Source organism: Massilia sp. S19_KUP03_FR1, assembly GCF_036688685.1.
In the GTDB taxonomy this organism is placed as follows: Bacteria; Pseudomonadota; Gammaproteobacteria; order Burkholderiales; family Burkholderiaceae_D; genus JALYUM01.
Genome location: NZ_JAQQPS010000015.1, coordinates 101,396 through 127,694 on the forward strand (window position 1 = coordinate 101,396; position 26,299 = coordinate 127,694).

At 63.0% G+C, this 26,299-nt stretch carries 25 protein-coding genes; 13 read left to right on the plus strand and 12 right to left on the minus strand.

What is annotated here, in order from left to right:
- Nucleotides 1-6 precede the first annotated feature (6 nt).
- From mshL to V6M87_RS17500, 3 genes are read left to right on the plus strand one after another with little or no spacing between them, the layout of a single operon-like run.
- Entirely contained in the window at nt 7-1,785 is a 1,779-nt protein-coding gene (gene mshL / locus V6M87_RS17490) for a pilus (MSHA type) biogenesis protein MshL (RefSeq protein WP_332877930.1), read from the plus strand.
- 3 nt (nt 1,786-1,788) lie between these two features.
- Complete coding sequence (locus tag V6M87_RS17495) at nt 1,789-2,679, plus strand: ExeA family protein (RefSeq protein ID WP_332877931.1); 891 nt, start codon at nt 1,789-1,791, stop codon at nt 2,677-2,679.
- Complete coding sequence (locus V6M87_RS17500; protein WP_332877932.1) at nt 2,676-3,668, plus strand: tetratricopeptide repeat protein; 993 nt, start codon at nt 2,676-2,678, stop codon at nt 3,666-3,668. The genes V6M87_RS17495 and V6M87_RS17500 overlap by 4 nt, the downstream gene beginning before the upstream one ends.
- Before the next feature lie 108 nt (nt 3,669-3,776).
- Here the strand turns inward: V6M87_RS17500 and V6M87_RS17505 are convergent, their stop codons facing one another.
- Nucleotides 3,777-4,928: a pyridoxal phosphate-dependent aminotransferase gene (locus tag V6M87_RS17505; RefSeq protein ID WP_332877933.1), complete on the minus strand. Its 1,152-nt coding sequence runs from the start codon at nt 4,926-4,928 to the stop codon at nt 3,777-3,779.
- Nucleotides 4,929-5,110: 182 nt separating this feature from the next.
- Nucleotides 5,111-5,584: a putative toxin-antitoxin system toxin component, PIN family gene (locus V6M87_RS17510; RefSeq protein ID WP_332877934.1), complete on the minus strand. Its 474-nt coding sequence runs from the start codon at nt 5,582-5,584 to the stop codon at nt 5,111-5,113.
- Nucleotides 5,585-5,621: 37 nt separating this feature from the next.
- On the opposite strand from V6M87_RS17510, the gene yaaA reads away from it, so the two are divergent.
- Both yaaA and V6M87_RS17520 read left to right on the plus strand, forming a co-directional pair.
- Nucleotides 5,622-6,392 carry a peroxide stress protein YaaA gene (yaaA, locus tag V6M87_RS17515; protein ID WP_332877935.1) on the plus strand — a complete coding sequence of 257 codons (771 nt, stop codon included), beginning with the start codon at nt 5,622-5,624 and terminating at the stop codon, nt 6,390-6,392.
- A 119-nt stretch (nt 6,393-6,511) separates the two neighbouring features.
- Nucleotides 6,512-7,960, plus strand: coding sequence for an alpha/beta hydrolase family protein (locus tag V6M87_RS17520; RefSeq protein ID WP_332877936.1), 1,449 nt, complete (start codon nt 6,512-6,514; stop codon nt 7,958-7,960).
- A gap of 39 nt (nt 7,961-7,999) precedes the next feature.
- On the opposite strand, the gene V6M87_RS17525 is transcribed toward V6M87_RS17520, so the two are convergent.
- A complete protein-coding gene (locus V6M87_RS17525; RefSeq protein WP_332877937.1) occupies nt 8,000-8,839 on the minus strand; it encodes an outer membrane protein assembly factor BamD in 840 nt (279 codons plus the stop codon).
- Between the two features lie 111 nt (nt 8,840-8,950).
- Between V6M87_RS17525 and V6M87_RS17530 the strand changes: the two genes are divergently transcribed.
- Both V6M87_RS17530 and pgeF read left to right on the plus strand, forming a co-directional pair.
- A complete protein-coding gene (locus V6M87_RS17530) occupies nt 8,951-9,946 on the plus strand; it encodes an RluA family pseudouridine synthase (protein ID WP_332877986.1) in 996 nt (331 codons plus the stop codon).
- A complete protein-coding gene (gene pgeF, locus V6M87_RS17535; protein ID WP_332877938.1) occupies nt 9,946-10,683 on the plus strand; it encodes a peptidoglycan editing factor PgeF in 738 nt (245 codons plus the stop codon). The genes V6M87_RS17530 and pgeF overlap by 1 nt, the downstream gene beginning before the upstream one ends.
- On the opposite strand, the gene V6M87_RS17540 is transcribed toward pgeF, so the two are convergent.
- Nucleotides 10,684-10,908 carry a hypothetical protein gene (locus V6M87_RS17540; protein WP_332877939.1) on the minus strand — a complete coding sequence of 75 codons (225 nt, stop codon included), beginning with the start codon at nt 10,906-10,908 and terminating at the stop codon, nt 10,684-10,686.
- A gap of 57 nt (nt 10,909-10,965) precedes the next feature.
- On the opposite strand from V6M87_RS17540, the gene phaC reads away from it, so the two are divergent.
- The 4 genes from phaC to V6M87_RS17560 all read left to right on the plus strand — a co-directional run bounded on the left by phaC (nt 10,966) and on the right by V6M87_RS17560 (nt 16,038).
- Nucleotides 10,966-12,636 carry a class I poly(R)-hydroxyalkanoic acid synthase gene (phaC, locus tag V6M87_RS17545; protein WP_332877940.1) on the plus strand — a complete coding sequence of 557 codons (1,671 nt, stop codon included), beginning with the start codon at nt 10,966-10,968 and terminating at the stop codon, nt 12,634-12,636.
- A gap of 140 nt (nt 12,637-12,776) precedes the next feature.
- Nucleotides 12,777-13,340: a polyhydroxyalkanoate synthesis repressor PhaR gene (phaR, locus tag V6M87_RS17550; RefSeq protein WP_332877941.1), complete on the plus strand. Its 564-nt coding sequence runs from the start codon at nt 12,777-12,779 to the stop codon at nt 13,338-13,340.
- A 169-nt stretch (nt 13,341-13,509) separates the two neighbouring features.
- A complete protein-coding gene (rimO, locus tag V6M87_RS17555) occupies nt 13,510-14,859 on the plus strand; it encodes a 30S ribosomal protein S12 methylthiotransferase RimO (RefSeq protein WP_332877942.1) in 1,350 nt (449 codons plus the stop codon).
- Between the two features lie 6 nt (nt 14,860-14,865).
- Nucleotides 14,866-16,038, plus strand: a complete 1,173-nt coding sequence (locus tag V6M87_RS17560) for a cystathionine beta-lyase (protein WP_332877943.1) — start codon at nt 14,866-14,868, stop codon at nt 16,036-16,038.
- A gap of 58 nt (nt 16,039-16,096) precedes the next feature.
- On the opposite strand, the gene V6M87_RS17565 is transcribed toward V6M87_RS17560, so the two are convergent.
- The 3 genes from V6M87_RS17565 to trxC all read right to left on the minus strand — a co-directional run bounded on the left by V6M87_RS17565 (nt 16,097) and on the right by trxC (nt 18,058).
- Nucleotides 16,097-17,059 carry a chemotaxis protein gene (locus tag V6M87_RS17565; protein ID WP_332877944.1) on the minus strand — a complete coding sequence of 321 codons (963 nt, stop codon included), beginning with the start codon at nt 17,057-17,059 and terminating at the stop codon, nt 16,097-16,099.
- Between the two features lie 104 nt (nt 17,060-17,163).
- On the minus strand, nt 17,164-17,529 hold the full coding sequence (locus V6M87_RS17570) for a DUF4870 family protein (RefSeq protein WP_332877945.1): 366 nt from the start codon (nt 17,527-17,529) through the stop codon (nt 17,164-17,166).
- An 88-nt stretch (nt 17,530-17,617) separates the two neighbouring features.
- On the minus strand, nt 17,618-18,058 hold the full coding sequence (gene trxC, locus V6M87_RS17575; protein ID WP_332877946.1) for a thioredoxin TrxC: 441 nt from the start codon (nt 18,056-18,058) through the stop codon (nt 17,618-17,620).
- A gap of 13 nt (nt 18,059-18,071) precedes the next feature.
- Between trxC and V6M87_RS17580 the strand changes: the two genes are divergently transcribed.
- Nucleotides 18,072-18,221, plus strand: a complete 150-nt coding sequence (locus V6M87_RS17580; protein WP_332877947.1) for a hypothetical protein — start codon at nt 18,072-18,074, stop codon at nt 18,219-18,221.
- Nucleotides 18,222-18,228: 7 nt separating this feature from the next.
- A complete protein-coding gene (locus tag V6M87_RS17585) occupies nt 18,229-18,630 on the plus strand; it encodes a hypothetical protein (protein WP_332877948.1) in 402 nt (133 codons plus the stop codon).
- Here the strand turns inward: V6M87_RS17585 and V6M87_RS17590 are convergent.
- The 5 genes from V6M87_RS17590 to V6M87_RS17610 all read right to left on the minus strand — a co-directional run bounded on the left by V6M87_RS17590 (nt 18,627) and on the right by V6M87_RS17610 (nt 26,299).
- Entirely contained in the window at nt 18,627-20,846 is a 2,220-nt protein-coding gene (locus V6M87_RS17590; RefSeq protein ID WP_332877949.1) for an ATP-binding protein, read from the minus strand. The genes V6M87_RS17585 and V6M87_RS17590 overlap by 4 nt on opposite strands.
- 105 nt (nt 20,847-20,951) lie before the next feature.
- Nucleotides 20,952-22,559, minus strand: a complete 1,608-nt coding sequence (locus tag V6M87_RS17595) for a methyl-accepting chemotaxis protein (protein ID WP_332877950.1) — start codon at nt 22,557-22,559, stop codon at nt 20,952-20,954.
- Nucleotides 22,560-22,704: 145 nt separating this feature from the next.
- Complete coding sequence (locus tag V6M87_RS17600; RefSeq protein WP_332877951.1) at nt 22,705-23,622, minus strand: EamA family transporter; 918 nt, start codon at nt 23,620-23,622, stop codon at nt 22,705-22,707.
- The gene (locus V6M87_RS17605) at nt 23,622-24,350 is read right to left on the minus strand and encodes an ABC transporter ATP-binding protein (protein WP_332877952.1); all 729 of its coding nucleotides are present in this window, start codon (nt 24,348-24,350) and stop codon (nt 23,622-23,624) included. Before V6M87_RS17605 ends, V6M87_RS17600 begins: the two co-directional genes overlap by 1 nt.
- A gap of 8 nt (nt 24,351-24,358) precedes the next feature.
- A complete protein-coding gene (locus V6M87_RS17610; RefSeq protein ID WP_442920609.1) occupies nt 24,359-26,299 on the minus strand; it encodes a branched-chain amino acid ABC transporter ATP-binding protein/permease in 1,941 nt (646 codons plus the stop codon).

Genomic DNA, 26,299 nt, shown 5'->3' on the forward strand with positions numbered 1-26,299 from the left:
AATACCATGCCGAACCATCGCCGCGCCCTTGCACCCGTCCTGCTTGCCATATTCAGCCTGGTGGCAGGCTGCCAGACGCCGACCGCCCGTTCCACCTACGACGAGATCAGCAAGGAAATGGCCGGCGCCGCACGCGCGTCGACGCCGGCCGCGCCGCTCGACGACGCGGTCGCGAATGCCTTGCTGCCGCCGGTCGGGGCGCTGGCCAATAATCTGCCCAAAGCCCGGCCGGCGCTGGAAGAACGGTTCAATGTGGCGTTCCGCCAGGTGCCGGCGCAGCAGTTCTTCCAGTCGATCGTGGCCGGCACGCGCTACAACATGCTGGTGCACCCGGACGTCAGCGGCACCATCACGGCCAATCTGAAAGACGTGACGCTGGTCGAAACGCTGGACGCCATTCGCGACATGTATGGCTACGATTACCAGATCAATGGCACGCGCGTGTCGATCCGTCCGCTGACGATGCAGACCCGCATGTTCCAGGTGAATTACCTGAACACTGCGCGGCGCGGCGCGTCCAGCGTGCGGGTCAGTTCGACGTCGGTCTCGAACGCGAACAGTAACAGCGGCCAGAACGGCCAGAACAGCAATAACCAGAACAACAACCAGAACAATAACCAGAACAACAACGACCAGACCAACGGCCAGTCCGGCAGCCAGAGAAACAGCACCGACCTGTTGACCACCTCGGAAACCGACTTCTGGCCGCAACTCAAGGAGTCGATCGAAGCGATTGTGGGCGGCAAGGCCGGCGGGCGCAGCGTCGTTGTCAGCCCGCAGTCGGGCGTGCTGGTGATCCGCGCCATGCCGGAGGAACTGCGCAACGTCGACCTGTACCTGAAAGCGACCCAATTGTCGGTCGACCGCCAGGTGATCCTGGAAGCGAAGATCCTCGAAGTCGAGCTGAACGACAGTTTTCAGAGCGGCATCAACTGGGCCTCGTTCGCGTCCTTCAACAGCAAGCACAGCAACCGCGTGTCGACCGGCTTTGTCTCGCCTGGCACGACGCTGGCGCCCTTGCCCTACAGCGGCGGACAACCGCCGGTGATTGGCGCCGATGGCCTCACGGCCAGCACCGGTTTCAGCCTGGGCAATGCGCGCCAGGCGGCCGGTTCCTTGTTCGGACTGGCTTTCCAGACCAGCAATTTTGCCGCGCTGCTGTCGTTCCTCGAGTCGCAGGGCACCGTGCACGTGCTGTCCAGCCCGCGCATCGCCACCCTGAACAACCAGAAAGCCGTGCTGAAAATCGGCACCGACGAGTTTTATGTCACCGGCGTCACCAGCACCACCAACAGCAATACCACCGGCAGCACCGTGACCCCGAGCGTGACCTTGCAGCCGTTCTTTTCCGGCGTGGTGCTGGACGTGACGCCGCAGATCGACGACAAGGGCAATATCCTGCTGCATGTGCACCCGTCGGTCAGCCAGGTGACGGAGGTGACCAAGGACATCAACCTCGGCACGGCCGGCAGTCTGAGTTTGCCACTGGCGGCGTCGTCGACCTCGGAAATCGATTCGATGGTGCGCGGCCAGGATGGACGCGTGGTGGCCATCGGCGGGCTGATGCGGCAGTCGTCGACCGGCGACAATTCGCAAGTGCCGGGCGCGGGCAGCATCCCTGTGCTGGGCGCGCTGTTTCGCAACAATAAAAACGTCAACCAGAAGCGCGAGCTGGTGGTGCTGATCAAGCCGACCATTGTCGATGGCGCCAACAGCTGGAACCAGGATCTGCTCGACACCAGAGCCCGCGTCGACCAGCTGGATCCGAACCAGCGGCGGCCCTAGTTTATGTACACCGCCCACTTCGGCCTGCGCGAGGCGCCGTTCGGCATCACCCCGGACACCAGTTATTTTTTCACCAGTCCGCATTCCCAGGAAGCGCTCAACACGCTGCTGGTGGCGGCGCGCACGGGTGAGGGTTTCATTAAAATCACCGGCGAAGTGGGCACCGGCAAAACGCTGCTGTGCCGCAAATTCCTGGCCACGCTGGGCCCGGATTTCGTCAGCGCCTACATCCCGAACCCCTATCTGGAGCCGCGTACGCTGATGCTGGCCCTGGCCGACGAACTCGACGTGGTGCTGGACACGGAGGTGGATCAGCACCAGTTACTCAAATCGATCACGGCGCGCCTGATGGAACTGGCCGCCGGCGGCCAGCGCGTGCTGCTGTGCCTGGACGAAGCGCAGGCGATTCCGCAAGTCACGCTCGAAGCGCTGCGCCTGTTGACGAACCTGGAAACCGAGAAGAAAAAACTGCTGCAAATCGTCTTGTTCGGCCAGCCCGAACTGAACCGCAACCTGCAGGCCGATTCGATCCGCCAGTTGGCCCAGCGCATCACCTTCCACTATCACCTGGGGCCGTTGACGCGCGACGACCTGGATTTCTATCTGGCGCACCGCCTGCGCGTGGCCGGTTTCACCGGGGCGCGCCTGTTTTCGCGCACCGCTGTGCGGCGCCTGTATTGGGCCAGCGGCGGTATTCCGCGCCTGGTCAACATCGTTGCGCACAAGGCGTTGATGCTGGCGTATGGCGAAGGCCGCCAGCAAGTCAGCGACGCGCACATCGTCGCGGCCGCGCGCGACACGATCGGTGCCAAACGGCTGGCCTGGCCGTGGCTGACCGCGTTCGGCATGGTGGCCGCCGCGGGTGGCGGTCTGGCATGGGTGCTGGCGCAATGAGTCTGATTAACAAAATGCTGCAAGACCTCGATGCGCGCGGCGCCGGCGGCGGAGTCGATCCTGTGCTGGTGAAACCTGTGCTGCGGCCGACGCCGAAGCTGGTGCCGCGCGTGGCGCTCGCAGTGGGGCTGGTCGCGCTGCTGGTGGTGGCGGGATGGCTCGGCTGGCGCGTGCAGCAGAAGCCGCAGCCATCCAAAGGGCCGATGCCGTTGGCCGCCGTGCCGGCCGGAATGGTGCGTGTGACGCCGCCGCAGCCGGTCGTTAGCGCGCCTGCCGTGATCGCGCCGGCCACCGTCGTGGCTGCGCCGCCAGCGCGGGTCAAGGTCGTCAAAGCCGAAGCGCCCGTGCGCGCGCCGCGTCGCGTGGCACAGCCCGCAGAGCAGACGGAGAACATCGTTACGCGCAGTACAGCCGCGGCGGCGCCACGCGGCAGTGAAGCCGATTACCGCCGCGCGCTGGCGGACTTGCAGGATGGGCGTGTGACGGACGCCATCGCCGCGCTGGAACGTGCGCTGCAAACCGACCCGCGCCACGATGCCGCGCGCCAGACCCTGGTCAGCTTGCTGGTCGAAGCCGGCCGCCGCGAGGCGGCGCAGCGCCAGCTGCAACTGGGCCTGGGGCTCGATCCGCGCCAACCGGCCATGGCCATGCTGCTGGCGCGTCTGCAGCTTGAACAGGGCGATGCCGGCGCCGTCGACACCTTGTTGCGTACCTTGCCGTACGCGCAGGGCAATGGCGACTACCAGGCTTTTCTGGCTGGCGTGCTGCAACGCCAGCAGCGCCACGGCGAAGCGGTCGTCCAGTATCAGGCGGCGCTGGCCGCCACGCCGGGCAACCCGATCTGGCTGATGGGGATGGGCATTTCGCTGCAGGCAGAGAAGCGCCTGCCGCAGGCGCTCGCTGCGTTTCAGCAGGCTGATGCCAGCGGCGCGCTGCCGCCGAATCTGCAGGGGTTTGTCGAACGCAAGGTTCAGCAGTTAAAACAATGACTTGTCATGAGGGTGAAATGTTCGGGCACTAAGATACGTCTTGTGCATCCGTTCCTCCCAGGGACTGGTTTTTGCCCACCGGCTCAACCCCGGTGGGCTTTTTTTTTGTCATACGCGCGCGAGGCGCGCGAGGGCCAGTTCGAGGGTCGCATCCTGCTTGGCAAAGCAGAAGCGCACGATGCCCTGTTCCTTGCCGCCGACATAAAACGACGCCAGCGGAATGGCGGCCACTTTGATTTCCGCCGTCAGCCATTTGGCGAATTCCAGCTCCGGCAAAGGCGAGATGGCGTCGTAGCGCACGCACTGGAAATAGGTGCCGTCGGCCGGCAGTAGCGTGAAGCGCGTGTTGTCCAGACCGGCGCGGAACAGGTCGCGCTTGTGCTGGTAAAAGGCCGGCAAGTCCAGGTAAGGCTGCGGGTCGGCCATGTAGGCGGCGATCCCGTGCTGCATCGGCGTGTTCACAGTGAACACATTGTACTGGTGGACCTTGCGCAATTCGGCACTCATGGCCGCCGGCGCGAGGACGTAGCCGACTTTCCAGCCGGTGACGTGGTAGGTTTTGCCGAAACTCGAAACCACGAACGCGCGCTCGGCAAGGCGCGCGTGACCCGCTACAGAAACGTGCTGCTGGCCGTCGTAGACCATGTGTTCATAGACTTCGTCGGACAGGATGAGGATGTCGGTGCCGGCCACGATGTCGGCCAGCGCGTCCAGGTCGGCCTGGCGCAGGATCGCGCCGGTAGGGTTGTGCGGGGAATTGATCACGACCATGCGCGTGCGCGCGCTGACGGCTGCCGCGACCAGGTCCCACGGCACCGTGAAGCCTTGTTCGCCCAGTTGCATCGATACCGTGACGACCTTGCCGCCGGCCAGCAAAATGGCCGGAAGATAGCAGTCGTAGGCCGGTTCGATGATGATCACTTCGTCGCCCGGCCCCACGCTGCACAGGATGGCGCACATGATCGCTTCCGAGGCGCCACTGGTGACCGTGATCTCGGTATGCGGGTCGTAGCGCTTGCCGTACAGGGAATCCACCTTGGCGGCGATTGCGGCGCGCAGGGGTGCCACGCCGGGCATGGGCGGGTACTGATTCTGGCCGGCCAGCATCGATTGATGCACCAGGTCGACCAGCTGCGGGTCGCAGTGAAAGTCGGGAAAACCCTGGCCCAGGTTGACGGCGTCGTGTTCGACGGCCAGGGCGGACATGGTGGAAAAGACGTTGGTGCCGATGGCGGGGAGGCGGGACGGGACGGTGGGCATGGATTTTTTTGAATAGTCTGGTGCGGCTATTCTAGCGCGGCGTTGTCATATTCAGCATCGGTCCGGACTTTCCTACGGATGAAGTTGCGCAGCCAAGCGCTCACGTGCTTCATTTCATTTCATGCGAAACCGTCATCCCGGCGCAGGCCGGGATCCATGCTGAGCTTGCAGCACCAACGACCTCAAGACACCGACACCTCACCACGGTCTGCGCCAAACACTTTCAACCACGCCTCCGGAACCATAATCTTGAACATCCCCGCCTGCGCCGTCTTGCGCGCCAGCTTGAGCAAGGCCTTGTCCTTGGTAATCAAGGTATCGACCGCCGCATCGCGCGCCAGTTCCAGGAATTTCTGGTCGTCGCGATCGGTGCACACGGGCAGGCGCACGCCGCTGACCGGCGGATCGATCACCGTGATCAGCTGGTCGAAGCGCGCCGCCGCAATGGGCCGCGTCGCCTCGTCCAGCGGCAAGTGGGAATAGTGCAGCACGATCAGGTATTCATCGCGGCAATCCGCGCGCGTCACGGCTTGCACCGTGCCGGCTTCGAGCGCAGCGAGGAGCGGCGCCCAGCGCGGATCGTGAAACACGAACAGGTCGAGGCAGACGTTGGTGTCGAGGATGACGCGTTGTGGTGGAGTAGGAGCAGGTATCATGGTCGCCATTCTAATTGCTGAGTACTGAACTATCACCATGTTGCTTGTTATTTCGCCCGCCAAGACGCTCGACCTCACTACGCCGCCCACCACCAAACTGCACAGCACGCCCGATTTCCTGGATCGCTCAGAGAAACTGATCAAGGTATTGCGCACCCGCTCGCCGGGCGAGATCAGCGAATTGATGGGCATTTCCGACAAACTTGCCGACCTGAACGTCGGCCGCTACGCTGAGTGGCGCACCGACGTCTCCGACGCGCGCCAGGCGGTGATGTCGTTCGACGGCGACGTCTATGGCGGCCTCGATGCGCGCAGCCTGACCCCGAAGCAGCTGGCTTATACCCAAGAGCACCTGCGCATCCTGTCCGGCCTGTACGGGCTGCTGCGCCCGCTCGACTTGATGCACCCGTATCGCCTCGAGATGGGCATCAAGCTGGCCAATCCTGTCGGCAAGGATTTATACACCTTCTGGGGCGACACCATCACCGAAGCGCTGAACAGGCAAGTCGCGCAGCTTGGGTCCACCGCGCTGGTCAACCTGGCCTCGGAAGAATATTTTAAATCGGTGCGCCCGAAGTCGCTGGACGTACCGGTGATCACGCCCGTATTTGAGGATTTCAAGAACGGCAAATACAAGATCATCTCGTTCTACGCCAAGCGCGCGCGCGGGCTGATGGCGCGCTATGCGGCAGTCAAGGGCATCGTCGACCCAGTCAAGCTGAAGCGCTTCGACGTCGATGGCTATGCCTTCGACAAGGCCGACTCGACTGAAACCAGCTGGGTTTTCCGGCGCAAGCAGGCAGCGTAATCAGCGTCAGGTGTGCCGATATACATAATTTGCAGTTAGTTTTACAATAAAACCGCTGTTAGAAACACGGTTTCGCAGAGTAAAACTAACCATGCACATTAAAATAACGGAGACATCTGATGACCCATCGCTTGTTTGCACTTCCCATCCTTGCCGCCTGCGCCCTCGTGGCCTGCGGCGGCGGCAATGACGACGTGCGCGTCGACACCACCCCTGAAGCCCAGCGCCCGCAGGACACGCGCCTGTTTGCCGCCGTCCAGACCGGCAATACCTTTGCCGCCATGGCCGGCGTGCCGGAAACCGACCGCTGGGCCGGCATCCTGAAGGGCGCGGCTTACCAGGTCGAAGTGCCCAAAAACTGGAACGGCATGCTGGTCATGTACGCCCACGGCTACGCCGGCACGGGCGAGGCCCTGACCGTGGCGCCGCCGGCCATCCGGCGCTATCTGCTCAGCCAGGGCTATGCCTGGGCGGCGTCGAGCTACAGCAAGAATTACTACGATGTGCGCGCCGGCGTCGAGGACACCAATGCGCTGGCCCTGGCATTTAACGACATCGCGCGCCAGAACGGCAGAAATGTGTCGGCGCCATCGAAGGTGTATATCACCGGCGTCTCGATGGGCGGGCACATCACGGCCGCCGCGGTGGATGAAGAAAACATCCGCAGCGCCAACAACCGCATCCGCTATGCCGGCGCCGTGCCGATGTGCGGCGTACTGGGCGACACCGAGCTGTTCGATTATTTCGCCGCCTACCAGACCGCCGCCCAGCAGGAGGCCGGCCTCCCGGCCACCAGTTGGCCGCCAGCGAACTGGAACACCATCGGGCCGCAGGTGCAAGCCAGATTGTTCAGCAGTTTTCCGGGAGGCAGCACGCCGACGGCGGCCGCCGTGCCCACCGCCCAGGGCCAGCGCCTGAAGGCCATCGTGCAAAACCTCACCGGTGGCACGCGTCCCTTGTTCGATTTCGCCTACGCCGGCGCGCTGCAGGCGACCGTCTGGGGCGTGTTCGGGCGCGACGGCAAGTTGCAGGGCATCCTCAACGAGGACGTGAACACGAGCAGAGACACGGTGTTCCAGTTCGACGCCAATGCGGCGCTCACCAGCGACGAGCAAGCCTTCAATGCCACCATCTTCCGGGTCCAGGCAACGCCGGACGCCAACCGCCTGCGCCGCGACGGCCTGCGCTGGGTGCCCAAAACGAACGCGCAAATTTCCGTGCCGATGGTCACGATCCACACGCTGGGCGATATGTACGTGCCGTTCAGCATGGAGCAGATCTATAAACGCCGGGCCGACAAGCTGGGCACCTCGAATCTGCTGGTGCAGCGCGCCATCCGCGGCATCAGCCACTGCGATTTCACGGTGGCGGAACAGGCATCCGCATTCGACGCGATGGTCAAGTGGGAACAAACCGGGGTAAAACCGGCGGGTGACGAGGTGCTGGCGCCGGCCACGGTGGCCGATCCGCAATACGGCTGCAAATTCACCGACAACACGGTGGGGCCGGACGACAGCGCCGCTACCGGCCGCACCCGCGCCGCGCTGCCGGCCTGCGCAGCGAAATAAGGGCGTAAAAAAAGCGGAACCGAGGTTCCGCTTTCTGCTTTATTTGATGGCGTCTTTCGGCGCAGCGCGCGCGCCGGACTTGGCCCAGAATTGCCACCATGGCGCATCACGACCGGCGCCGCCGCCCATGAAGCGGCTGTCCGGATAATTCTTCACGAACACGCGGCGGGTGTCGTCGCGCAGTTCAGGCATGCCCAGCTTGTCGTAGCTCTGGATCATGATGAACAGCGCTTCTTCGGTGGCCGGCGATTCGGCGTAGTCCTTGACGGCGCCTTGGGCCCGGTTCAGCGCGGCCAGGAAGGCGCCACGGCGATAGTAATAGCTCGCCACGTGCACTTCATAGTTGGCCATCGCATTGATCAGGTAGTTCAGGCGCGCGATCGCGTCCGGTGCGTATTTGCTGTTCGGGAATTTATCGACCAGTACCTTGAAGGCAGCGAACGATTCGCGCGTCGCTTTCGGATCGCGTTCGGTCGGGTCCTGGGTGTAGACAAAATTCAGGAAGCCAAGCTGGTCATTAAAATTGACCAGGCCGCGCAGGTAATACATATAGTCGACGTTCGGATGGTTCGGGTGCAGCTTGATGAAGCGCTCCACCGCTGCCAGCGCCTGGGCCTGGTCCTGCGACTTGTAGTAGGCGTAGGCAATTTCCATCTGCGCCTGCGTGGCGTAGGTGCCAAACGGGTAGCTCGACTCGAGGCGCTCGAACAGCTTGATTGCGGCCTCATAGTGTTGGCCCGCCATTTCCTCGCGCGCCTCCGAGTATAATTTGGTCGCCGACCAGTTTTTGGTTTCGTCGGGTTTATCGCCGAACACGCCGCACGCAGTGATGCTCAACAGAGTCAGTGCGGCCAGCAGGAGAGACAGTTTTTTTTGCATAGCGTTTTGCAAGAAAGTTTTACCAAGATTTTACGAAGGCTGATTATAGCCGATGGGACTGATGTGACCTTACCTACAACGCCGATTTCGGTGGATTTACCAAGTTTAACGATGGACGTCGATATCGACGACGAGATCGAGATCGATTTCGGCGCCGGCCATGGCATCGACCTGTCGCCGATTCACCTGCAACTGACGCCGGACGCCTGCGGCCAGCGCCTCGACAAAGTTGTCGCTGGCCTGGTGCCGCAATTTTCGCGCAGCCGCCTGCAGCTGTGGTTCGACGGCGGCCACATCCTCGTCGACGGCAAGACCGCGCGCGGCAAGGACACGGCGTATGGCGACGAAAGCATCGTCGTCGCGCCCCAGGAAGCACCGGAAGACACGGCGTTCACGCCGGAAAAGATGGACCTGAATATCATCTACGAAGATGACCACATCCTGGTGATCAACAAGCCAGCCGGCCTGGTGGTGCACCCGGGCGCCGGCAACTGGTCTGGCACCATGCTCAACGGTTTATTGCACCACGCGCCGCAGCTGACCAGCGTCCCGCGCGCCGGCATCGTGCACCGGCTGGACAAGGACACCAGCGGTTTGATGGTGGTTGGCAAAACGCTGGCCGCCCAGACCGATCTGGTGCGCCAGCTGCAAGCGCGTACCGTCAAGCGCGAATACTTTGCGCTGGTGTGGGGCACGCCGCAATTGTCTGGCACCATCGACGCGTCGATGGGCCGGCACCCGAAAGACCGCATCAAGATGGCCGTATCGACCAGCATGTCGAGCAAGCCGGCCATCACCCATTACCAGCGCATTGAATCGGGTTTACTCGACCGCCGCCCGGTGACACTGGTGCAGTGTAATTTGGAAACCGGCCGCACCCACCAGATCCGCGTCCACATGCAACACCTGGGGTTCGCGCTGGTGGGCGATTCGACCTACGGCAAGCAACACCTGACGCCAGTCTTCGGCCGCCAGGCGCTGCAGGCACGCCGCCTCGGCCTGGTGCATCCGGCCACGGGTGTTGCCTGCGAATGGATCGTGCCGCTGGCCGACGATTTCGCCGAGCTGATCGCCAAAGCTGGCATTCCGGAACCGGAAGCGGTGTAATGACGCCGCACTGGCCCGATTTACCACCCAATGTCAACGCCCTGGCGACGACCAGGGTGGGCGGCGTCAGCGTGGCGCCCTATGATGACGGCCACGGTGGCGGCGGGTTCAATCTCGGTACCCACGTGGGCGACGATCCTGCTTCGGTGGCGCGCAACCGGGCACTGGTGCCGGGCCATCCGGCCTGGCTGGCGCAGGTGCACGGTGTCACGGTGGTCGATGCGGCCACGGTCGGCGTCAGCGCGCCGGAGGCCGACGCCAGTATCGCCACGCAAGCCGGCGTCGCCTGCGCCATCATGACGGCCGATTGCCTGCCCGTGCTGTTTGCGGACATGCAGGGCAAGGTGGTCGGCGGCGCACATGCCGGCTGGCGCGGCCTGGCGGCCGGTGTGCTGGGCGCCACGGTGCGCGCGATGCGCAGCGCCGGCGCCGGCGAGATCACCGCCTGGCTGGGGCCGGCCATCGGTCCCGCGGCGTTTGAAGTAGGGGAGGATGTACGCGCGACGTTTCTCGCCGCTGTGACCGGCGCGCAAGATGCATTCAAGCACTATCCTGGGCGTCCGGGCAAGTATCTGGCCGACATGAACATGCTGGCCAGGATGCTGCTGGCAGCCGACGGCGTCACACGCGTCTGGGGCGGTGAGCACTGCACCGTCACCGAAGCCGAGCTGTTTTATTCCTACCGCAGGGATGGCATCACAGGCCGGCAAGCCAGTTTGATCTGGATCAACTCATAATCAAAGCCGCGGTTCATCGCGGCGGTCTCCATTCTTCCGCACCATTTTCTCGACGCGCTCCTTGTGCCGCGCACGCCTGCCTTTCGCGCCAAAAAAGTACGAAAGTAGCGATAATGGCAGCACGCCAAAAAACAGCAGCGTCAGGACGCCGCCGAGCACCGAACTTTCGGTGGCGGCCATCAATACCACGACGTACATCCAGGCGATGGCAACGATCCACATCATTTTGTCTTTGCCCCTTATCCTTGATTAATCACGCAATTTTAACCAATGGACGCGAATATGAACATGCCTGATCCCCAAGCCTTCCTCGCTGCGTGGATGGCGCAGTTCAGCAACCCGGCTGCCGCACTAGCGCCCGCGCAGGTCGCCGGCGCCATTGCGCCATCGAAGCTGGAAGAAATACGCAACGCTTACCTGAAGAAAGCGACTGAGCTGTGGCAAAGCGCCATGCTGGGCAACCTGCCCGTCGTGCAGGACAAGCAATTCGCGACGCCGGCCTGGCAGGACAATGTGATGTCCTCCTTCAGTGCCGCTTCCTACCTGCTCAACGCCGAATTCCTGACGGCGATGGCCGATGCCGTCGAGGCGCCGGCGCGCGAAAAACAAAAAATCCGCTTCGCCGTACAGCAAATGGTGGACGCCATGTCGCCCGCCAATTTCCTGGCCACCAACCCGGAAGCGCAGCAGCAACTGATCGACTCGAAGGGCGACAGCCTGACCAGGGGCATGGCAAACATGCTCAAGGATTTGCAGAAGGGGCGTATTTCGCAGTCGGACGAGTCGGCCTTCCAAGTCGGTGAAAACGTCGCCACTACGCCCGGCACCGTGGTCTTTCAAAATGACTTGTTCCAGTTGATCCAATACACGCCGGTGACGCCGACAGTGCACGCCGTGCCGCTGTTGATGATTCCGCCGTGCATCAACAAATACTATATCCTCGACCTGCAGCCGGACAATTCGCTGGTGCGTTACATGGTCGAGCAGGGCAATACCGTGTTCATGGTGTCCTGGCGCAATCCCGACCAGTCGTTGGCGCACACCACCTGGGACGATTACGTCGAGCAAGGCGCGATCCGCGCCATCGACGTGACGCGCGCCATCAGCGGCCAGGACAAGCTGAACATCTTCGGCTTTTGCGTGGGCGGCACCATCGCCGCCAGCGCGCTGGCCGTGCTGGCCGCGCGCGGCCAGCAAGCCGCCGCCAGCCTGACCTTGTTGACCACCTTGCTCGACTACAGCGACACTGGCGTGCTCGATGTCTTCATCGACGAACAACAGGTGGCGCTGCGCGAAAGCATGCTGGCCAAGGGCGGCCTGATGCCGGGGCGCGACCTGGCGACGACCTTTTCGTCGCTGCGTCCGAACGACCTGATGTGGAATTACGTCCAGTCGAACTATTTGCAAGGCAAGGAACCGCCGGCCTTCGACCTGTTGTACTGGAACGCCGACAGCACCAATTTGCCGGGCCCCATGTTCTGCTTCTACTTGCGCAATATGTACCTGGAAAACAATCTGCGCATTCCCGGCAAGCTGACCGTGGCCGGTGCCAAGGTGGATTTGGGCGCGATCGATGCGCCGGTGTTCATCTACGGCTCGAAGGAAGACCATATCGTGCCGTGGGATGCGGCCTTCCGCTCGCTGTCCCTGTTGAATCCCACCAAACCCGAGAACAATACCTTCGTGCTGGGCGCGTCCGGCCACATCGCCGGGGTGATCAACCCGGCCACCAAGAAGAAACGCAGCCACTGGTTGCGTGACGGCGCTGCGGCGTCGGCGGCGCAATGGATGGAAGGCGCTGGCGAGCAGGCCGGCAGCTGGTGGCCTGCATGGTCCGACTTCCTGAAAAAACATGGTGGCACAGAGGTCGCCGCGCCGGTTGTGGCGGGCAATGCCGACTACCAGCCAGGTGAGCCGGCGCCCGGCAGTTACGTGAAAGCGCGTGCTGATTAACTTTCATTGCTAACGCATAAAAGATGATGTGCGCCTAATAATTGCTGCACGTGCAGCAATAGCGTGGTATTTTTAGGCGCTGCGCCCCCGCCGAGTTTGGAGACTTTAGCGGGGTAACTTCTTTTACCTGGAACGTCGAGATGAGCAGTACGAAAAAAAGTACCGAACGCCTGATCAAAAAGTACCCGAACCGCCGGCTGTACGATACGCAAACCAGTTCCTACATCACGCTGACCGATGTAAAACAACTGGTGCTGGACGCTGACACTTTCACCGTGATCGATGCCAAATCGAGCGAAGACCTGACCCGCAGCATCCTGCTGCAAATTATCCTGGAAGAAGAAGCGAATGGCGCGCCGATGTTTTCCAGCGCCGTGCTGTCGCAAATCATCCGCTACTACGGCCACGCAATGCAGGGCATGATGGGTTCTTACCTGGAAAAGAACGTGCAGGCCTTCACCGATATCCAGAACAAGTTCACCGGCACACCCGCTGGCAGCTTCGAAGGCAAGCCGTTCAGCCCGGAGATGTGGACCCAGTTCATGAACGTGCAGGGCCCGATGATGCAGGGCATGATGAACAACTACATCGAGCAAAGCAAAAGTTTATTTGTGCAGATGCAGGAGCAAATGCAGAACCAGAGCAAGACTTTGTTCGGTGCCTTTCCGTTCGGCCCCATCATCCCGCCCACCGACAAAAAATAGACAGGCAGCTGACACGGGCGCAGGGAAATGGCCCGACCGCTAGATGACATGGTCTGGTTCGCGTACAATCGTGGATTAGCCTGTTTTTTTATATCGGTCCGCGCCCATGTCTGAACTTCGTCGTCAACCCCTTCCCCTCATTCCTGCTGCAGGCGTTCTCGGCGCCCCCATGGTCGCGCCGAAAGTCGGCTTCGTTTCGCTCGGCTGCCCGAAAGCGCTGGTCGACTCGGAACAGATCCTGACCCAGTTGCGTGCGGAAGGCTACGAAACCGCCAAGTCCTACGCCGGCGCCGACCTCGTGATTGTCAACACCTGCGGCTTCATCGATGCCGCCGTGCAGGAGTCGCTCGACGCCATCGGCGAAGCGCTGGCCGAAAACGGCCGCGTCATCGTCACCGGTTGTCTTGGTGCGAAAAAAGATGCGGCGGGCGACGACATCATCATGAAGGTGCACCCGAAAGTGCTGGCGGTGACCGGCCCGCATGCCCTGGCCGAAGTGATGGACTCGGTCCACCTGCACCTGCCCAAGCCGCACGAGCCGTTCTTCGACCTGGTGCCTAGCCAGGGCGTCAAGTTGACGCCGAAGCACTACGCTTACCTGAAAATTTCAGAAGGCTGCAACCACCGCTGCAGCTTCTGTATCATTCCGTCGATGCGTGGCGACCTGGTGTCGCGCCCGATCGGCGACCTGATGATGGAAGCGGAGAACTTGTTCAAAGCCGGCGTCAAGGAGTTGCTGGTCATTTCGCAGGACACCAGCGCGTACGGTGTCGACGTCAAGTTCCGCCTCGGGTTCTGGAACGGCCGCCCGGTCAAGACCCACATGACGCAACTGGTGGAAGCGCTGGGCCAGCTGGCCAAACAGTACGGCGCCTGGGTGCGCCTGCATTACGTGTATCCGTATCCGCACGTCGACCAGGTGATCCCGATGATGACGGGCGAGAACATCCTGCCTTACCTGGACATCCCGATGCAGCACGCGCACCCGGACGTGCTGCGCCGCATGAAGCGTCCGGCCAGCGGCGAGAAAAATCTTGATCGCATCCTGGCCTGGCGCGCGATGAACCCGGAACTGACCATCCGCTCGACCTTCATCGCCGGCTTCCCCGGCGAGACCGAAGCCGAGTTCGAATACCTGCTCGACTTTTTGAAAGAAGCGCAGATCGACCGCCTCGGCTGCTTCGCCTATTCGCCGGTGGAAGGCGCCACCGCCAACCTGCTGGACAATCCGGTGCCGCAAGAACTGCGCGAAGAGCGCCGCGCGCGCGTCATGCTGCTCCAGGAAGAAATTTCGGCAGCGCGCCTGCAGGCGAAAGTCGGCCGCACCATCCGCGTGCTGATCGATGAAGTGGGCGGCAAGGAAGCCATCGGCCGTTCGGCTGCGGATGCGCCGGAAATCGACGGCGTGGTGCACATCAAGCGCTCCCTGATGCCTGGCAAAAAGCTGGTGGTGGGCGAGTTCGCCGACGTGGTCGTGACCAGCGCCGATGCGCACGACCTGTGGGCCTCGATCGCGTAACCCACCATGGCCGATACAACGCTGCAAACCCGCCTGATCCACTCGTCGTACACGGCGCCGGGCGGCTTCGCGGCGTTTCCGACCGCGATCCACCATGCGTCCACGGTGCTGTTCAAGGACGTGGCCGCGATGCGCTCGGGCGACTGGAAAGACAAGAGCGCGTATACCTACGGTCTGCACGGCACGCCGACCACGTTTACATTGGAAGCGCGCCTGGCCGAGATCGAAGGCGGCGCGCACTGCCTGCTGGCGCCCTCGGGCCTGGCAGCCATCGCCATGGTCGATTTCGCTTTTCTGAAAACCGGCGACGATGTGCTGTTGCCGGAAAACGTCTACAACCCGAACCGCGAGCTGGGTCGCTGGTTGTCGAGCGACTTCGGCATCACGGCGCGCTACTACGATCCGCTGGTCGGCGCCGGCATCGCCGCTTTGATTCAGCCAAATACCAAACTGATCTGGACCGAGTCGCCCGGCTCGGTGTCGATGGAAGTGCCGGATTTACCGGCGATCTGCGCGGCCGCTCACGCGCGCGGCGTGCTGGTCGCGCTCGACAATACCTGGTCGGCGGGCCTGGCCTTGCGCGGCTTCGACCTCGGCGTCGACATCATCATGCAGGCGCTGACCAAGTACCAGTCGGGCGGCTCGGACGTGCTGATGGGCGCGGTGATCACGCGCGACGTGGCACTCAACGACCTGCTGGCCATGGCGCACATGCGCCTTGGTCTGGGTGTCAGCCCGGACGACGCCTTCCTGGTGATGCGCGGCCTGCCCAGCATGCAGCTGCGCTTCGACGCCCACGATGCCGCGGCGCGCCAGGTGGCCGCGTGGCTGCAGGGGCGGCCGGAAATTGCACGGGTGCTGCATCCGGCGTTCGAGGACTGTCCCGGGCACGCCGAATGGAAACGCGATTTTACCGGGGCAGGGGGCTTGTTCTCGGTGGTGTTCGATGCGCGCTATACCGAGCAACAGACCGACCGCTTCGTCGATGCGCTGCGCTTGTTTGGCATCGGCTACAGCTGGGGCGGCGCGAACAGCCTGGTGATGCCGTACCGGATGCCAGCGATGCGACGCACCTGGGATGATGCCGGCACACTGGTGCGCTTGAATATCGGGCTCGAGAGTGTGGAAGATCTGCTTGCCGATATTGCGCAGGCGCTCGGGCAGATGGTGCACTCTTAAAACACCACTTTCAAAGTGGTGGACGAAAAAAAAGCGCCTCAGCGCTTTTTTTGTTGTCTTACTGCCCCAGCACCCTACGCAACGTCGACGACAAATCGACCGCCGAGAACTTCGCGACATACGCATCCGCGCCCACCGTCTTGACGTGCTCTTCGTTTGTGGTGCCCGACAGCGACGAGTGGATTACCACCGGCATATTCGCAAAGCGATTTGATTTCTTGATGCTGCGCGTGAGCGTAAAACCATCCATCTCCGGCATTTCCAGATCGGTCAGCACCAGCGCGACCTTGTCGTAGATGGTCTTGCCTTCGGTTTCGGCTGCAGTGGCCAGATAGTTCAGCTGGTCCCACGCTTCCTTGCCCGTCTTGGTCATGACGAACGGCAGGCCCATCGCTTCGAGCCCCTGTTCAATGAGCGAACGCGCCACGACTGAATCATCGGCGGCGAGGATGACGGTGCCGGCCTTGATCCTGATTTTGCTGCCGATCGAGGCGGGATCGACCACGTTGGTCTCGGCCGGGTTCATCATGCGCAGGATGGTTTCCACGTCCAGCACCTGGGCCAGGCGCGGCGCGGCGCCGCCGGTTTCATCGTCAAGGCGGGCAATGCTGGTGACCATGCCGGTGCCGGCGCTATGCTCGGACGACATCACCTGGTTCCAGTCGAGGCGCACGATTTCTTCGACGCTTTCCACCGCAAACGCCTGCGTGGTGCGGGCGAATTCGGTGACCAACATGATGTTCAGGCCAGTCTTCGGCGTGCAACCGGTAATGGCCGGCAAGTCGAGTACCTGGATGATCTGGCCACGCAGGTTGACAACACCCAGTACATGCGGGGGCGAGCCCGCGACAGCGGTCACCGCCGGCATCGCGACGATTTCGCGAATTTTGAACACATTGATGCCAAACAATTCATTGCGTTCGCCATTGGCGTCACCGCCCAGGCGGAACAGCAAGAGCTCGAATTTGTTCGTGCCCGTCAGATTGCTGCGTTCGTCGACTTCCTGTTGTATATTTTTCATGGTTTCGTGTCCCAAAAAGCGAGGTCATCCTCTGACTACTATTACACCACGGCAACGCTGTATTGACACGAATAATTCGAAAGAATCAGCAGAATTTACCGGAATCACTGCACCGGCATCGCGCGATTGTTGTTTAAATCCACGAAACCCTTAATCAGGCGATATGCATTCCATAACCATGCGGCCGGAAACACGATCCACGACAGCGGAATGCCAATAAGGGTGATCACCAGAATCCAGCCCACCACCATCCACAAGGCGTAGAACCAGAAGGTACGGATCATCCACGTGTGGTGGCTGTACACCATGGTGCCGGCCGTGTCGGGCCGTTTCACGTAGTTGACGATGAGCGGAATGAACGACAGCATGCCGACCGAGAAGAAGAATGTCAGTGCATGCGCCACGTACATGATGCGGGCAAATTGCTTGGCGTCTTCGAGGTTGCTATCCAAAACCAGTTGTTGCGACATGCTTTCTCCTTGAGCGGGACCATCCCGCCAGTGGCGACAATTCTACCAGCGCAGTGATATTGATTGGACAAGTAAAACGTGCGCGAGTTTAGCGCAGTTGTTTGACCCAGTTCACGATGGAGGTGGCATCCATGGCGCCGGGCTGGCGCGCCACTTCGCGCCCACCCTTGAACAGCGCCAGCGTCGGGATCGAGCGGATGTTGTAACGCGTGGCCAGGTCTTGCGACACTTCGGTGTCGACCTTCAGCAGGCGCACGGCCGGCTCCAGCCGTTGCGCCGCCTGCTGGTAGGCCGGGGCCATCGCCTTGCACGGCCCGCACCAGGCCGCCCAGAAGTCGACCAGCACGGGAATGTCGTTGCGCTCGATATGGCGCGCGAACTGGGCGCTGGTGACGTCCAGCGGTTTCGCCACGAACAGCGGCTTGCTGCACTTGCCGCAGGTCGGCTCGTCGGCCAGGCGCTGCGGCGCCAGCCGGTTGATGGCCGCGCAATGGGGGCAAACCACATGAACAGCGGACGATTCGGTCATTCCAGGCTCCGGCATGAATAATAAGGTCGCCCATTATGCGCCTGGCGTGCGTTGCCGCCTGTTTCGGGGCGCGCCAGCAGCGTTTCGCCTGCATGGTTGCGCTGCGCAGCGCGCCGTGGCGGCGCGTGGCGCTGCGGTACAATCACCGTTCGTCATCCCCTGATTGCGCCGTGCCGCCACCATTTCCGATTCGCGTCGAATGCCCGCCTGGCGCCTGCGTCTGCGACCGGGCGCGTCTGCTGGCCGACCCGCAGGCCGACCTGCGCGCGCTTCGGCTCACGCGTGCCGATGAGCTGCGCCTGATCGAGCGCATCGAACGGGTGCGCAGCTACGCCGAATTGTTGCGGGTGCAGGCGCTGATCAACGATCAGCTGGGCGTGCTGCTGCGCATTGCGCCTGGCGTGAATGAAGTACGCACGGTGCGTGGCATCATCGTCGCACTCGACGAGCAGCCCGGGCTGTGCAAGAAAATTCGCCAGTCGATCCCGGCAGCGATCCGGCGCACTCTCGACGCGCATCCGCAGATCATCTACGAGATCCTGGACGCCAACGATCTGTTCGGTTCGAATTAGACCGTCGTGGCGGCGGGCGTTTGCAAGGCAGCCACCAGTTGCTCGAGGCTGATCGGCTTGGTGAGGTGCAAGTCGAACCCCGCCGCCAGTGCTGCGTCGCGGTCGCGCGTGCTGCCGTAACCGGTCAGGGCAATCAGGCGCATCGTGCGCGTGCGCGGATCGGCCCGCAAGGCGCGCGCGACTGCATAGCCGTCCATGTCGGCCAGGCCGATGTCGATGAAGCCGAGCGCCGGCTGGCCGCTGGCAGCCAGGGCAACGCCGTCCGGGCCATTCGCCGCCGCCAGCACCGTGCAGCCGCAGGTGGCCAGCAACATCGACATGGTCTCGCGCGCATCGTCGTTGTCTTCCACCAGCAAGACCCGGCGCGGCAGTGCAGCGCTGGCCAGGACCGGCGGCGCTACCGCTGCGGCGCCTTCTTGTGCCAGCGGCAGGCGCAGGGTGAACCTCGAACCCTGGCCCAGGCCGCCGCTGGTCAAGCTCGCGCTGCCGCCATGCATCTCGGCCAGCCGCCGCACCAGCGACAGGCCGATGCCGAGGCCGCCCTGCGCGCGTTGCAGGGGCTGGCTGGCCTGGACGAACATGTCGAACACGTGCGGCAGCAGGTCGGGCGCAACGCCGACCCCGGCGTCGGTGACGACCAGTTCGGCAAATGCCCCGGCGCTGCGCACCGTGAGGGCCAGCACGCCGCCATCGGGGCTGTATTTGATGGCGTTGTCGATCACGTTATCGACGATCTGGGCCAGCCGGGTCGGGTCGGCCTCGACCCAGGCTGGCTGCACGCTGGTCTGTACCGTAAAGCGCGCCGTACGCCCGACGCCGTCCAGCGTTTCCAGACTGCGCTGGACCACGGCGGCCAGGTCGATCCGGTGCGGCGCCAGAGTAAATTTCCCCATCAGCACCCGGTTCACGTCGAGCAGGTCGTCGACCAGCTTGGCCAGGTGATCGCTCTGGCGCAGCAGCACCTGGCGCGCGCGCAACTGCATGGCGGGGCTGGCGCGTTCGCTGTCGAGCACGCGCACGGCATTCGAGACGGCGCCCAGTGGATTGCGCAGTTCGTGTCCCAGCATGGCAAGAAATTCATCCTTGGCCGCGTTTTGCGCCTCGGCGTGGCCGCGCGCGCGCTGGGCTTCGGCCAGCAGGGCATTGCGCTCGTCTTCGACCAACAGGCGCGAGCGCATTTCCCCGCGCAGGCGCGCGTTCGCTTCCATGATCGCGCTGTTGAGCATATCGAATTCGCGCACGCCCGAGGGCGCCAGCGCGGCCACGTCGTCGTGGCGCCCGACCCGGCGCGCGGCCAGCGCGGCCCGCCCGACGTAGCGCACCAGCCTCTGGCCGAACAGGGCCGTGAGCACCAGCGCCAGCACAAACGCGAACACCATGCCGCCCAGGATCATCAGCGCGCTGGTCCAGACCGGGCGGTCGATGCCGTCGACCGGCGCGCCGATGGTGACGCTCCAGCCCGCCAGGCGCGAATGGGTGAACACGTCGTACACCTCGACGCCTTCGACGTTCCGGTGGCGCAGCACGTCGGTGCGGGCGTCGTCCAGCGCGCGCAACAATTCCGGCTTGATGCGCGCGCCGGACCGGGGCGGGCTCTCCGAGCGCGCAATCACCGCGCCGTTGCGGTCGGCCAGGCCTGCGATCCAGCCGGGCGGCAATGCGCGGCCGGTGAAGGCGCTGGTGAACCAGGCGGGAGAGTAGGCTTGCGCCAGCACGTAACGCCGGCCCGAACCGAGGTCGATCGGCTCTTCGACGGCCACGAAACTGTTCTTCAGGGCGGCGCGCCAGCGCATGCCGGTGATCCAGCCTTTGCCGGCGGCCAGCATTTGCGCCACTTCGCCCGGCTGCGGGCGCACGCCCAGCGCACTGCCCGCACTACCATAGGGCAGGCGGGTATTCAGGATTTGTTCGCCCTGTTCGTTATACAGCACCATCCAGGCGCCGCTGCCGGCGTTCATGGCCTGCATTTCACGGTACACCCGCGCCATGTCCTGGCTGGCCAGCGCCTGCGAGTTGGCCATGGTGCGCATCACCGACTGGGCCCGGTACAGGTCGCCGTCGATGACCAGGCGCACCAGCCGCACGTTTTCGCGCACGCGGTCGATGGCGGCATCATGCTGGACGTGCCAGAGCAGGTTGACGGCCAAAGCACACACGGCCGCCACCGGCAACACCAGTGCGGCCACGAGGATGATGTAATACGCGCGCAGTCTCATGGGAGCGCGCGGCAACACGCTGCGGGTAAAAGCATGAAAGCGGCGGGTAGAAAACGGAATATTTATTCTACATCATGGGCTCGCCAGGACGTCGTACCCTAGCGATCAGTGCGCTGCTGCAAGCCGCACCCGGTCTGGTGTTGCGCCGCTGCGCCTGGTGACCGGCGCAGGCGGCTGCGCGGAGAGCGTGAATGCCCCGACCACCCGCGCCAGCGCGTCTGCCTGCTCCTCCAGTTGCGCGGCAGCGCCCGCCGCTTCTTCTACCAGCGCGGCGTTTTGTTGCGTCACGTCGTCCATCTGCGTGATGGCTGCGTTGATCTGTTCGATGCCGAGGGTCTGCTCGGCGCTGGCATGGGCGATTTCGCTCATGATGCTGGTCACGCTGCCAATCGAGGCGACGATTTCTTCCATCGTCAGGCCAGCCTGACCGACCAGCTTGCCGCCTGCTTCCACCTGGCGCACCGAATTGTCGATCAGCGTCTTGATCTCTTTCGCCGCAGCAGCCGAACGTTGCGCCAGGTTGCGTACTTCCGAGGCGACGACCGCGAAGCCGCGCCCCTGTTCACCGGCGCGGGCCGCTTCCACCGCAGCGTTCAGCGCCAGAATATTGGTTTGAAAGGCGATGCCATCGATGACCGAAATGATGTCAACGATTTCGCGCGAGGAACTGTTAATCGACGCCATGGTTGCGACCACTTCCGCGACCACGGTGCCGCCACGCTTTGCCACCGCCGAGGCCGATACCGCGAGGCCATTCGCCGCTTGGGCATTGTCCGCGTTCTGTTTCACGGTGCTGGTCAACTCTTCGAGTGAGGCCGCGGTTTCCTGCAGCGAGCTGGCTTGCTGTTCGGTACGCGATGACAAATCGAGGTTGCCGGCAGCGATTTCCCGGGCTGCGGTGGAGATGGTGTCGGTGCCGCTGCGCACTTCGGTGACGGTGGTCAGCAGGTTACGGTTCATGGTGCTGAGGGCGCGCAGCAACTGGCCCACTTCATCCCGGGCGCTGCTGTCGGTATGGCTGGTCAGATCACCCGCGGCGACGGTTTCGGCCAAACCGACGGCCTGCGCCAGCGGCCTGGTGATCGAGCGTGTCAGGACCACCGCCATGCCAGCGCCCAGCACCAATGCGAGTGCGCCCAGACCGAGCAGCAGGGTGCGCGCTTTGGCCGAGGTGACGTCGATATTGGCGTTGGCCGTCGTCACCAGACTGTCCTGGAAGACCGCTACCAGACGCACCGACTCAATATATTGCTTCATCGAAGGGATCAAGGTGCTTGCGACCAGCTCGGTCAGCTCGGCGCCGGCCGCTTTTGCCTTGAACGCAGCATCGCGCGCGGCAACATAGGTTTTGCGTGTACGTGCCACGTCGCCCAACAGGCGCTTGCCTTCGGTCGATGTGATCAGCGGCTCGAGCTCGTTTTGAATCTCGGTCACGCGGGCGCTGACGGCTTTCATTTCCGATGCAAAGAAAGCGGCGTCATCCGGGTTGGTGGTTTTCACTCGGGCAAAGGTGCGCACGGCATTCGTGGAAATGGCGCTCATCCACTGTTCGGCTAACTGATGCTTGTAGGCCGCGGTGCGCATGGCGTTCTTGTCGGCTTCGATGTTCGACAGTTCGAGCAAGCCGACTATAATCATGCTGGCCATCAGCGCCAGCACCAGAGCAAACGCGCCGCCGAGGCGCGCACCAATGCGTATGTTCGATAGTTTCATATAGTTGTTATCTCCGTGAATATTAACGAATATAACCGATTATTTTCTGTATGGAAACTTAAATTCGTGTAATTCCTTCAAATTCTTTACTGTTTTTTTCTCAATGCGTCGCTGCTGCAACAGATGTTGCATGCGACAGGGGCGCCTATGCGGGTGGTGCCGACGGGCCCAACCAGCGCTGCCCGAATACCACCACCGCCAGCGAAAACACGATGAAACCGATGCCGGCCCACTGCCACGCAGTGATGCGGTCGCCCAGCAGGAGCATGCCGGCGCTGATGCCCACCACCGGCACGCCCAGGCTGAAGGGCGCAATCCGGTTGGCCGGGTGGCGCTTGAGCAGCGCGGTCCACAAGGCGTAGCCGAGAATGGTGGCCAGCCAGCCCAGGTAGGCCAGCGCCGCCCACGTGTGCCAGGACAAGGTGGCAAGGTGGGCACGGCTGGCGGCCGGATCGAAGCACAGCGACAACAGGCAAAACGGGATAATTGGCACCAGGCTGCTCCAGACCATGAAGCCGAGCACATCGAATGCGGGTGCCGCTTGCCGGGCCAGGCGCACCACGATATTCGACGCCGCCCACAGCGCCGCGCCACCCAGGCACAGCAGCAAGCCGGCCACGCTGACGTCACCCGCACCGCTGCGCACATAATTGATGCCGAAGCAGGCCAGTCCGACTGCCGCGAGCAGCATGCCGGTCCGTAAGGCCCGGCTGACGTGTTCGCGCAGCAGCGCCACGCCCAGCAGGGCGGTAAAAAACACCTGGGTTTGCAGCAGCACCGACGCCAGCGCGGCCGACATGCCTGCCCGCAACGACAGGAATAACAGTCCGAACTGGCCGACGCCCTGGCACAGGCCATACAGCAGAACCCAGTGCCAGGCCAGTTTGGGCGGGCGAATGAACAGGACCAGCGGGAGCAGCGCGAACAGGTAGCGTCCGGCCCCCATCTGGAAGGGCGTCAATTCGCGCAGGCCAATTTTCATGGCCACGAAATTGGTGCCCCAGATCAGCACCACGGCCAGTGCAGCGAGCAGGTCGCGCCCGCTGAACGTTGCCCCCGGCATCAGTGGGCCTGACCGCCGCCGAGGTAGGCGGCCACCACCTTGGGATCGTTTTTCAGACTCTCGGCCGGGCCGTGCACCGAGATGCGGCCGTTTTCCAGCACATAGCCGTAATCGGCCACGTTCAGGGCGGCGGCCGCGAACTGCTCCACCAGCAGCATGGTGACGCCTTCGCTTTTCAGGCGCAGGATGATGCGGAACACCTCTTCGACCAGGATCGGAGCCAGGCCCATCGACGGTTCATCGAGCAGCACCACCTCCGGTTTGAGCATGATGGCGCGCGCCATGGCCAGCATCTGCTGCTCGCCGCCGGACAGGGTGCCGGCCAGCTGGGTGCGCCGTTCCTTGAGGCGCGGGAACAGTTCCAGCGCCTGCTCCAGGTCGATTTTGATGTCGCCTTTCGGGCGCGCGCCGGTGAAGCGGGGGAACGCACCGAGCAGCAGGTTGTCGGTCACCGACATATTGCCGAACACGCGCCGCCCCTCGGGCGAATGGGCCAGGCCGGCGCGCGCGATCTTGTGCGATTCGAGGCCGGTGATGTCGCGCCCGCCCAGCGTGACGGTGCCCGATTTTGGCTTGATCATGCCGGAAATGGCGCGCATGGTAGTGGTCTTGCCGGCGCCGTTCGAGCCGATCAGCGTGACCAGCTTGCCTTTTGGGACCTCGAGCGAAATGCCGTGCAGGACTTCCACTTTGCCGTAAGCGGCTTGCAGGTTTTGAATGGAGAGCATGGTATTCCTTAAACAGGGGCTTCGCTGGCGCCGCCCAGATACGCTTCGATCACCTTCGGATCGGCTTGCACCGCAGCCGGCGTCCCTTCGGCGATTTTCTGGCCGAAATCGAGCACGGTGACGGTGTCGCAGATGGCCATCACGACATCCATGTGGTGCTCGATCAGCACGATCGTGATGCCGTGTTCGCGAATCTTGCGGATGATCGCCATCAGCTCCTTGATGTCGGGGGCGGTCAGACCCGCGGCCGGTTCGTCGAGCAGCAGCAGTTGCGGATTCAGGCCGAGGGCCCGGCCAATTTCGAGCAGGCGCTGCTTGCCGTACGGAAGATTGCGCGCCTCTTCCCCGGCCAGGTCGGACAGTCCGACGAATTCGAGGATGGCGGCGGCACGTTCGCGCGCGCGCTTTTCTTCGCGCATGTAGCGCGGCGAATGCACCATCGTGTCGAATACGGTCGATTCGAAGGTGTGATGCAGGCCAACCAGCACGTTTTCGGTGGCCGTCATTTCGCCGAACAGCTGCACGTTCTGGAAGGTACGGGCCACGCCGCCCAGCGCGATCTGCGCCGGCGTGCGGCCGGAAATGGTGACGCCGTTGAAGGCGACCTTGCCGGCGGTCGGCTTGTAGATGCCGGTGAGCACGTTCATCATCGTGCTCTTGCCCGAACCGTTCGGGCCGATCAGGCCGTGCACGGTTTGACGGGCGACCGTCAAATCGACCTGGTTCAGGGCTTTCAGGCCGCCGAACTGCATCAGGATACTATCTACCTGCAGCAAGTTGCCAGCGGCGCCAGTATGCTTCGCGCCGGCAAACGGATCGCTGTGGGCCGCGACCACCAGCGCCGCATCGTGCACCGGGCCGCGCCCGACCAGCTGGCGGAAAAAGCCGACGATGCCGTCCTGCAGGTAATAGACGACGAACAGCGTCATCAGGCCGAAAATGGTCAGGCGCCAGTCGATCATGTTGTCCAGCTTGAACGAAATCCCGGCCAGCACCAGCGTCGCGACCACCGGCACGGCCACCTTGCGCAGCGTGGTGCGCTTGCGTGCCAGGGCAATGCCTGATCCGACCACGGCCAGCACGGCCGCCGCCACCGCGATCTTGCGGAACAGGTCGATGTCCGATAGCAGACTCGGCAACAGCACCACGATCAGCGCGCCGAGCAGGGCGCCGGAGCGCGTCTTGCGTCCGCCCATGATGACGGCCAGCAGGAACAGGATGGTCAGCTCGAAGTTGTAGGTGTTGGGCGAAATGTACTGCTCCGAATACGCATACAGGCTGCCGGCCAGCCCGGCAAAACCGGCGCTGATGACGAAGGCATACACTTTATAGCGGTACACCGACACACCCATGCAGTCGGACGCGATCGGGCTGTCGCGCAGCGCCTCGAAGGCCCGCCCCAGGTGCGATTTGAGCAGGCTGTGCACGACCAGCAGGGACAGCACCATGAAGATGGCGACCATGTAGTAGTACTGCACTTCGTTCAATTCATACGAGCCGAAATGCGGCTTGGTGATGGTGATGCCCATCGGTCCCTCGGTCAGCCAGCTCATCTCGTTGATGAGGATCTGGATGATGGTGCCGAACGCCAGTGTGACCATGGCCAGATAGGGACCGGTCACGCGCAGGGCGGGCAGGGCCAGGATCGCGCCGAACACGGCGGCAATCGCAATACTGGCCGGCAGGGCGAAATACCAGGCGAAGCCCATTTTCACGACCAGCACGCCGGTGACGTAGGAACCGACGCCGAACAGGCCGGCGTGGCCGAGCGACACCTGGCCGGTGTAGCCGACCACGATATCGAGGCCAAACAGCAGGATCGCGTAGATCAGGATGGTTTCGGCCAGGTGGATGTAATAGGGATTCGGCACCAGGGTCGGGAAGGCGAACAGCGCCACCAGGCCGATGACGCTGGCGACGGTGAGTTTCAGATTCAGTTTCACATTCAT

Excerpts from the sequence above, each read along its gene's own strand:
- mshL (WP_332877930.1), top strand. The coding sequence starts at position 7 with ATGCCGAACCATCGCCGCGCCCTTGCACCCGTCCTGCTTGCCATATTC.
- V6M87_RS17495 (WP_332877931.1), top strand. The coding sequence starts at position 1,789 with ATGTACACCGCCCACTTCGGCCTGCGCGAGGCGCCGTTCGGCATCACC.
- V6M87_RS17500 (WP_332877932.1), top strand. The coding sequence starts at position 2,676 with ATGAGTCTGATTAACAAAATGCTGCAAGACCTCGATGCGCGCGGCGCC.
- V6M87_RS17505 (WP_332877933.1), bottom strand. The coding sequence starts at position 4,928 with ATGCCCACCGTCCCGTCCCGCCTCCCCGCCATCGGCACCAACGTCTTT.
- V6M87_RS17510 (WP_332877934.1), bottom strand. The coding sequence starts at position 5,584 with ATGATACCTGCTCCTACTCCACCACAACGCGTCATCCTCGACACCAAC.
- yaaA (WP_332877935.1), top strand. The coding sequence starts at position 5,622 with ATGTTGCTTGTTATTTCGCCCGCCAAGACGCTCGACCTCACTACGCCG.
- V6M87_RS17520 (WP_332877936.1), top strand. The coding sequence starts at position 6,512 with ATGACCCATCGCTTGTTTGCACTTCCCATCCTTGCCGCCTGCGCCCTC.
- V6M87_RS17525 (WP_332877937.1), bottom strand. The coding sequence starts at position 8,839 with ATGCAAAAAAAACTGTCTCTCCTGCTGGCCGCACTGACTCTGTTGAGC.
- V6M87_RS17530 (WP_332877986.1), top strand. The coding sequence starts at position 8,951 with ATGGACGTCGATATCGACGACGAGATCGAGATCGATTTCGGCGCCGGC.
- pgeF (WP_332877938.1), top strand. The coding sequence starts at position 9,946 with ATGACGCCGCACTGGCCCGATTTACCACCCAATGTCAACGCCCTGGCG.
- V6M87_RS17540 (WP_332877939.1), bottom strand. The coding sequence starts at position 10,908 with ATGATGTGGATCGTTGCCATCGCCTGGATGTACGTCGTGGTATTGATG.
- phaC (WP_332877940.1), top strand. The coding sequence starts at position 10,966 with ATGAACATGCCTGATCCCCAAGCCTTCCTCGCTGCGTGGATGGCGCAG.
- phaR (WP_332877941.1), top strand. The coding sequence starts at position 12,777 with ATGAGCAGTACGAAAAAAAGTACCGAACGCCTGATCAAAAAGTACCCG.
- rimO (WP_332877942.1), top strand. The coding sequence starts at position 13,510 with ATGGTCGCGCCGAAAGTCGGCTTCGTTTCGCTCGGCTGCCCGAAAGCG.
- V6M87_RS17560 (WP_332877943.1), top strand. The coding sequence starts at position 14,866 with ATGGCCGATACAACGCTGCAAACCCGCCTGATCCACTCGTCGTACACG.
- V6M87_RS17565 (WP_332877944.1), bottom strand. The coding sequence starts at position 17,059 with ATGAAAAATATACAACAGGAAGTCGACGAACGCAGCAATCTGACGGGC.
- V6M87_RS17570 (WP_332877945.1), bottom strand. The coding sequence starts at position 17,529 with ATGTCGCAACAACTGGTTTTGGATAGCAACCTCGAAGACGCCAAGCAA.
- trxC (WP_332877946.1), bottom strand. The coding sequence starts at position 18,058 with ATGACCGAATCGTCCGCTGTTCATGTGGTTTGCCCCCATTGCGCGGCC.
- V6M87_RS17580 (WP_332877947.1), top strand. The coding sequence starts at position 18,072 with ATGAATAATAAGGTCGCCCATTATGCGCCTGGCGTGCGTTGCCGCCTG.
- V6M87_RS17590 (WP_332877949.1), bottom strand. The coding sequence starts at position 20,846 with ATGAGACTGCGCGCGTATTACATCATCCTCGTGGCCGCACTGGTGTTG.
- V6M87_RS17595 (WP_332877950.1), bottom strand. The coding sequence starts at position 22,559 with ATGAAACTATCGAACATACGCATTGGTGCGCGCCTCGGCGGCGCGTTT.
- V6M87_RS17600 (WP_332877951.1), bottom strand. The coding sequence starts at position 23,622 with ATGCCGGGGGCAACGTTCAGCGGGCGCGACCTGCTCGCTGCACTGGCC.
- V6M87_RS17605 (WP_332877952.1), bottom strand. The coding sequence starts at position 24,350 with ATGCTCTCCATTCAAAACCTGCAAGCCGCTTACGGCAAAGTGGAAGTC.
- V6M87_RS17610 (WP_442920609.1), bottom strand. The coding sequence starts at position 26,299 with ATGAATGTGAAACTGAATCTGAAACTCACCGTCGCCAGCGTCATCGGC.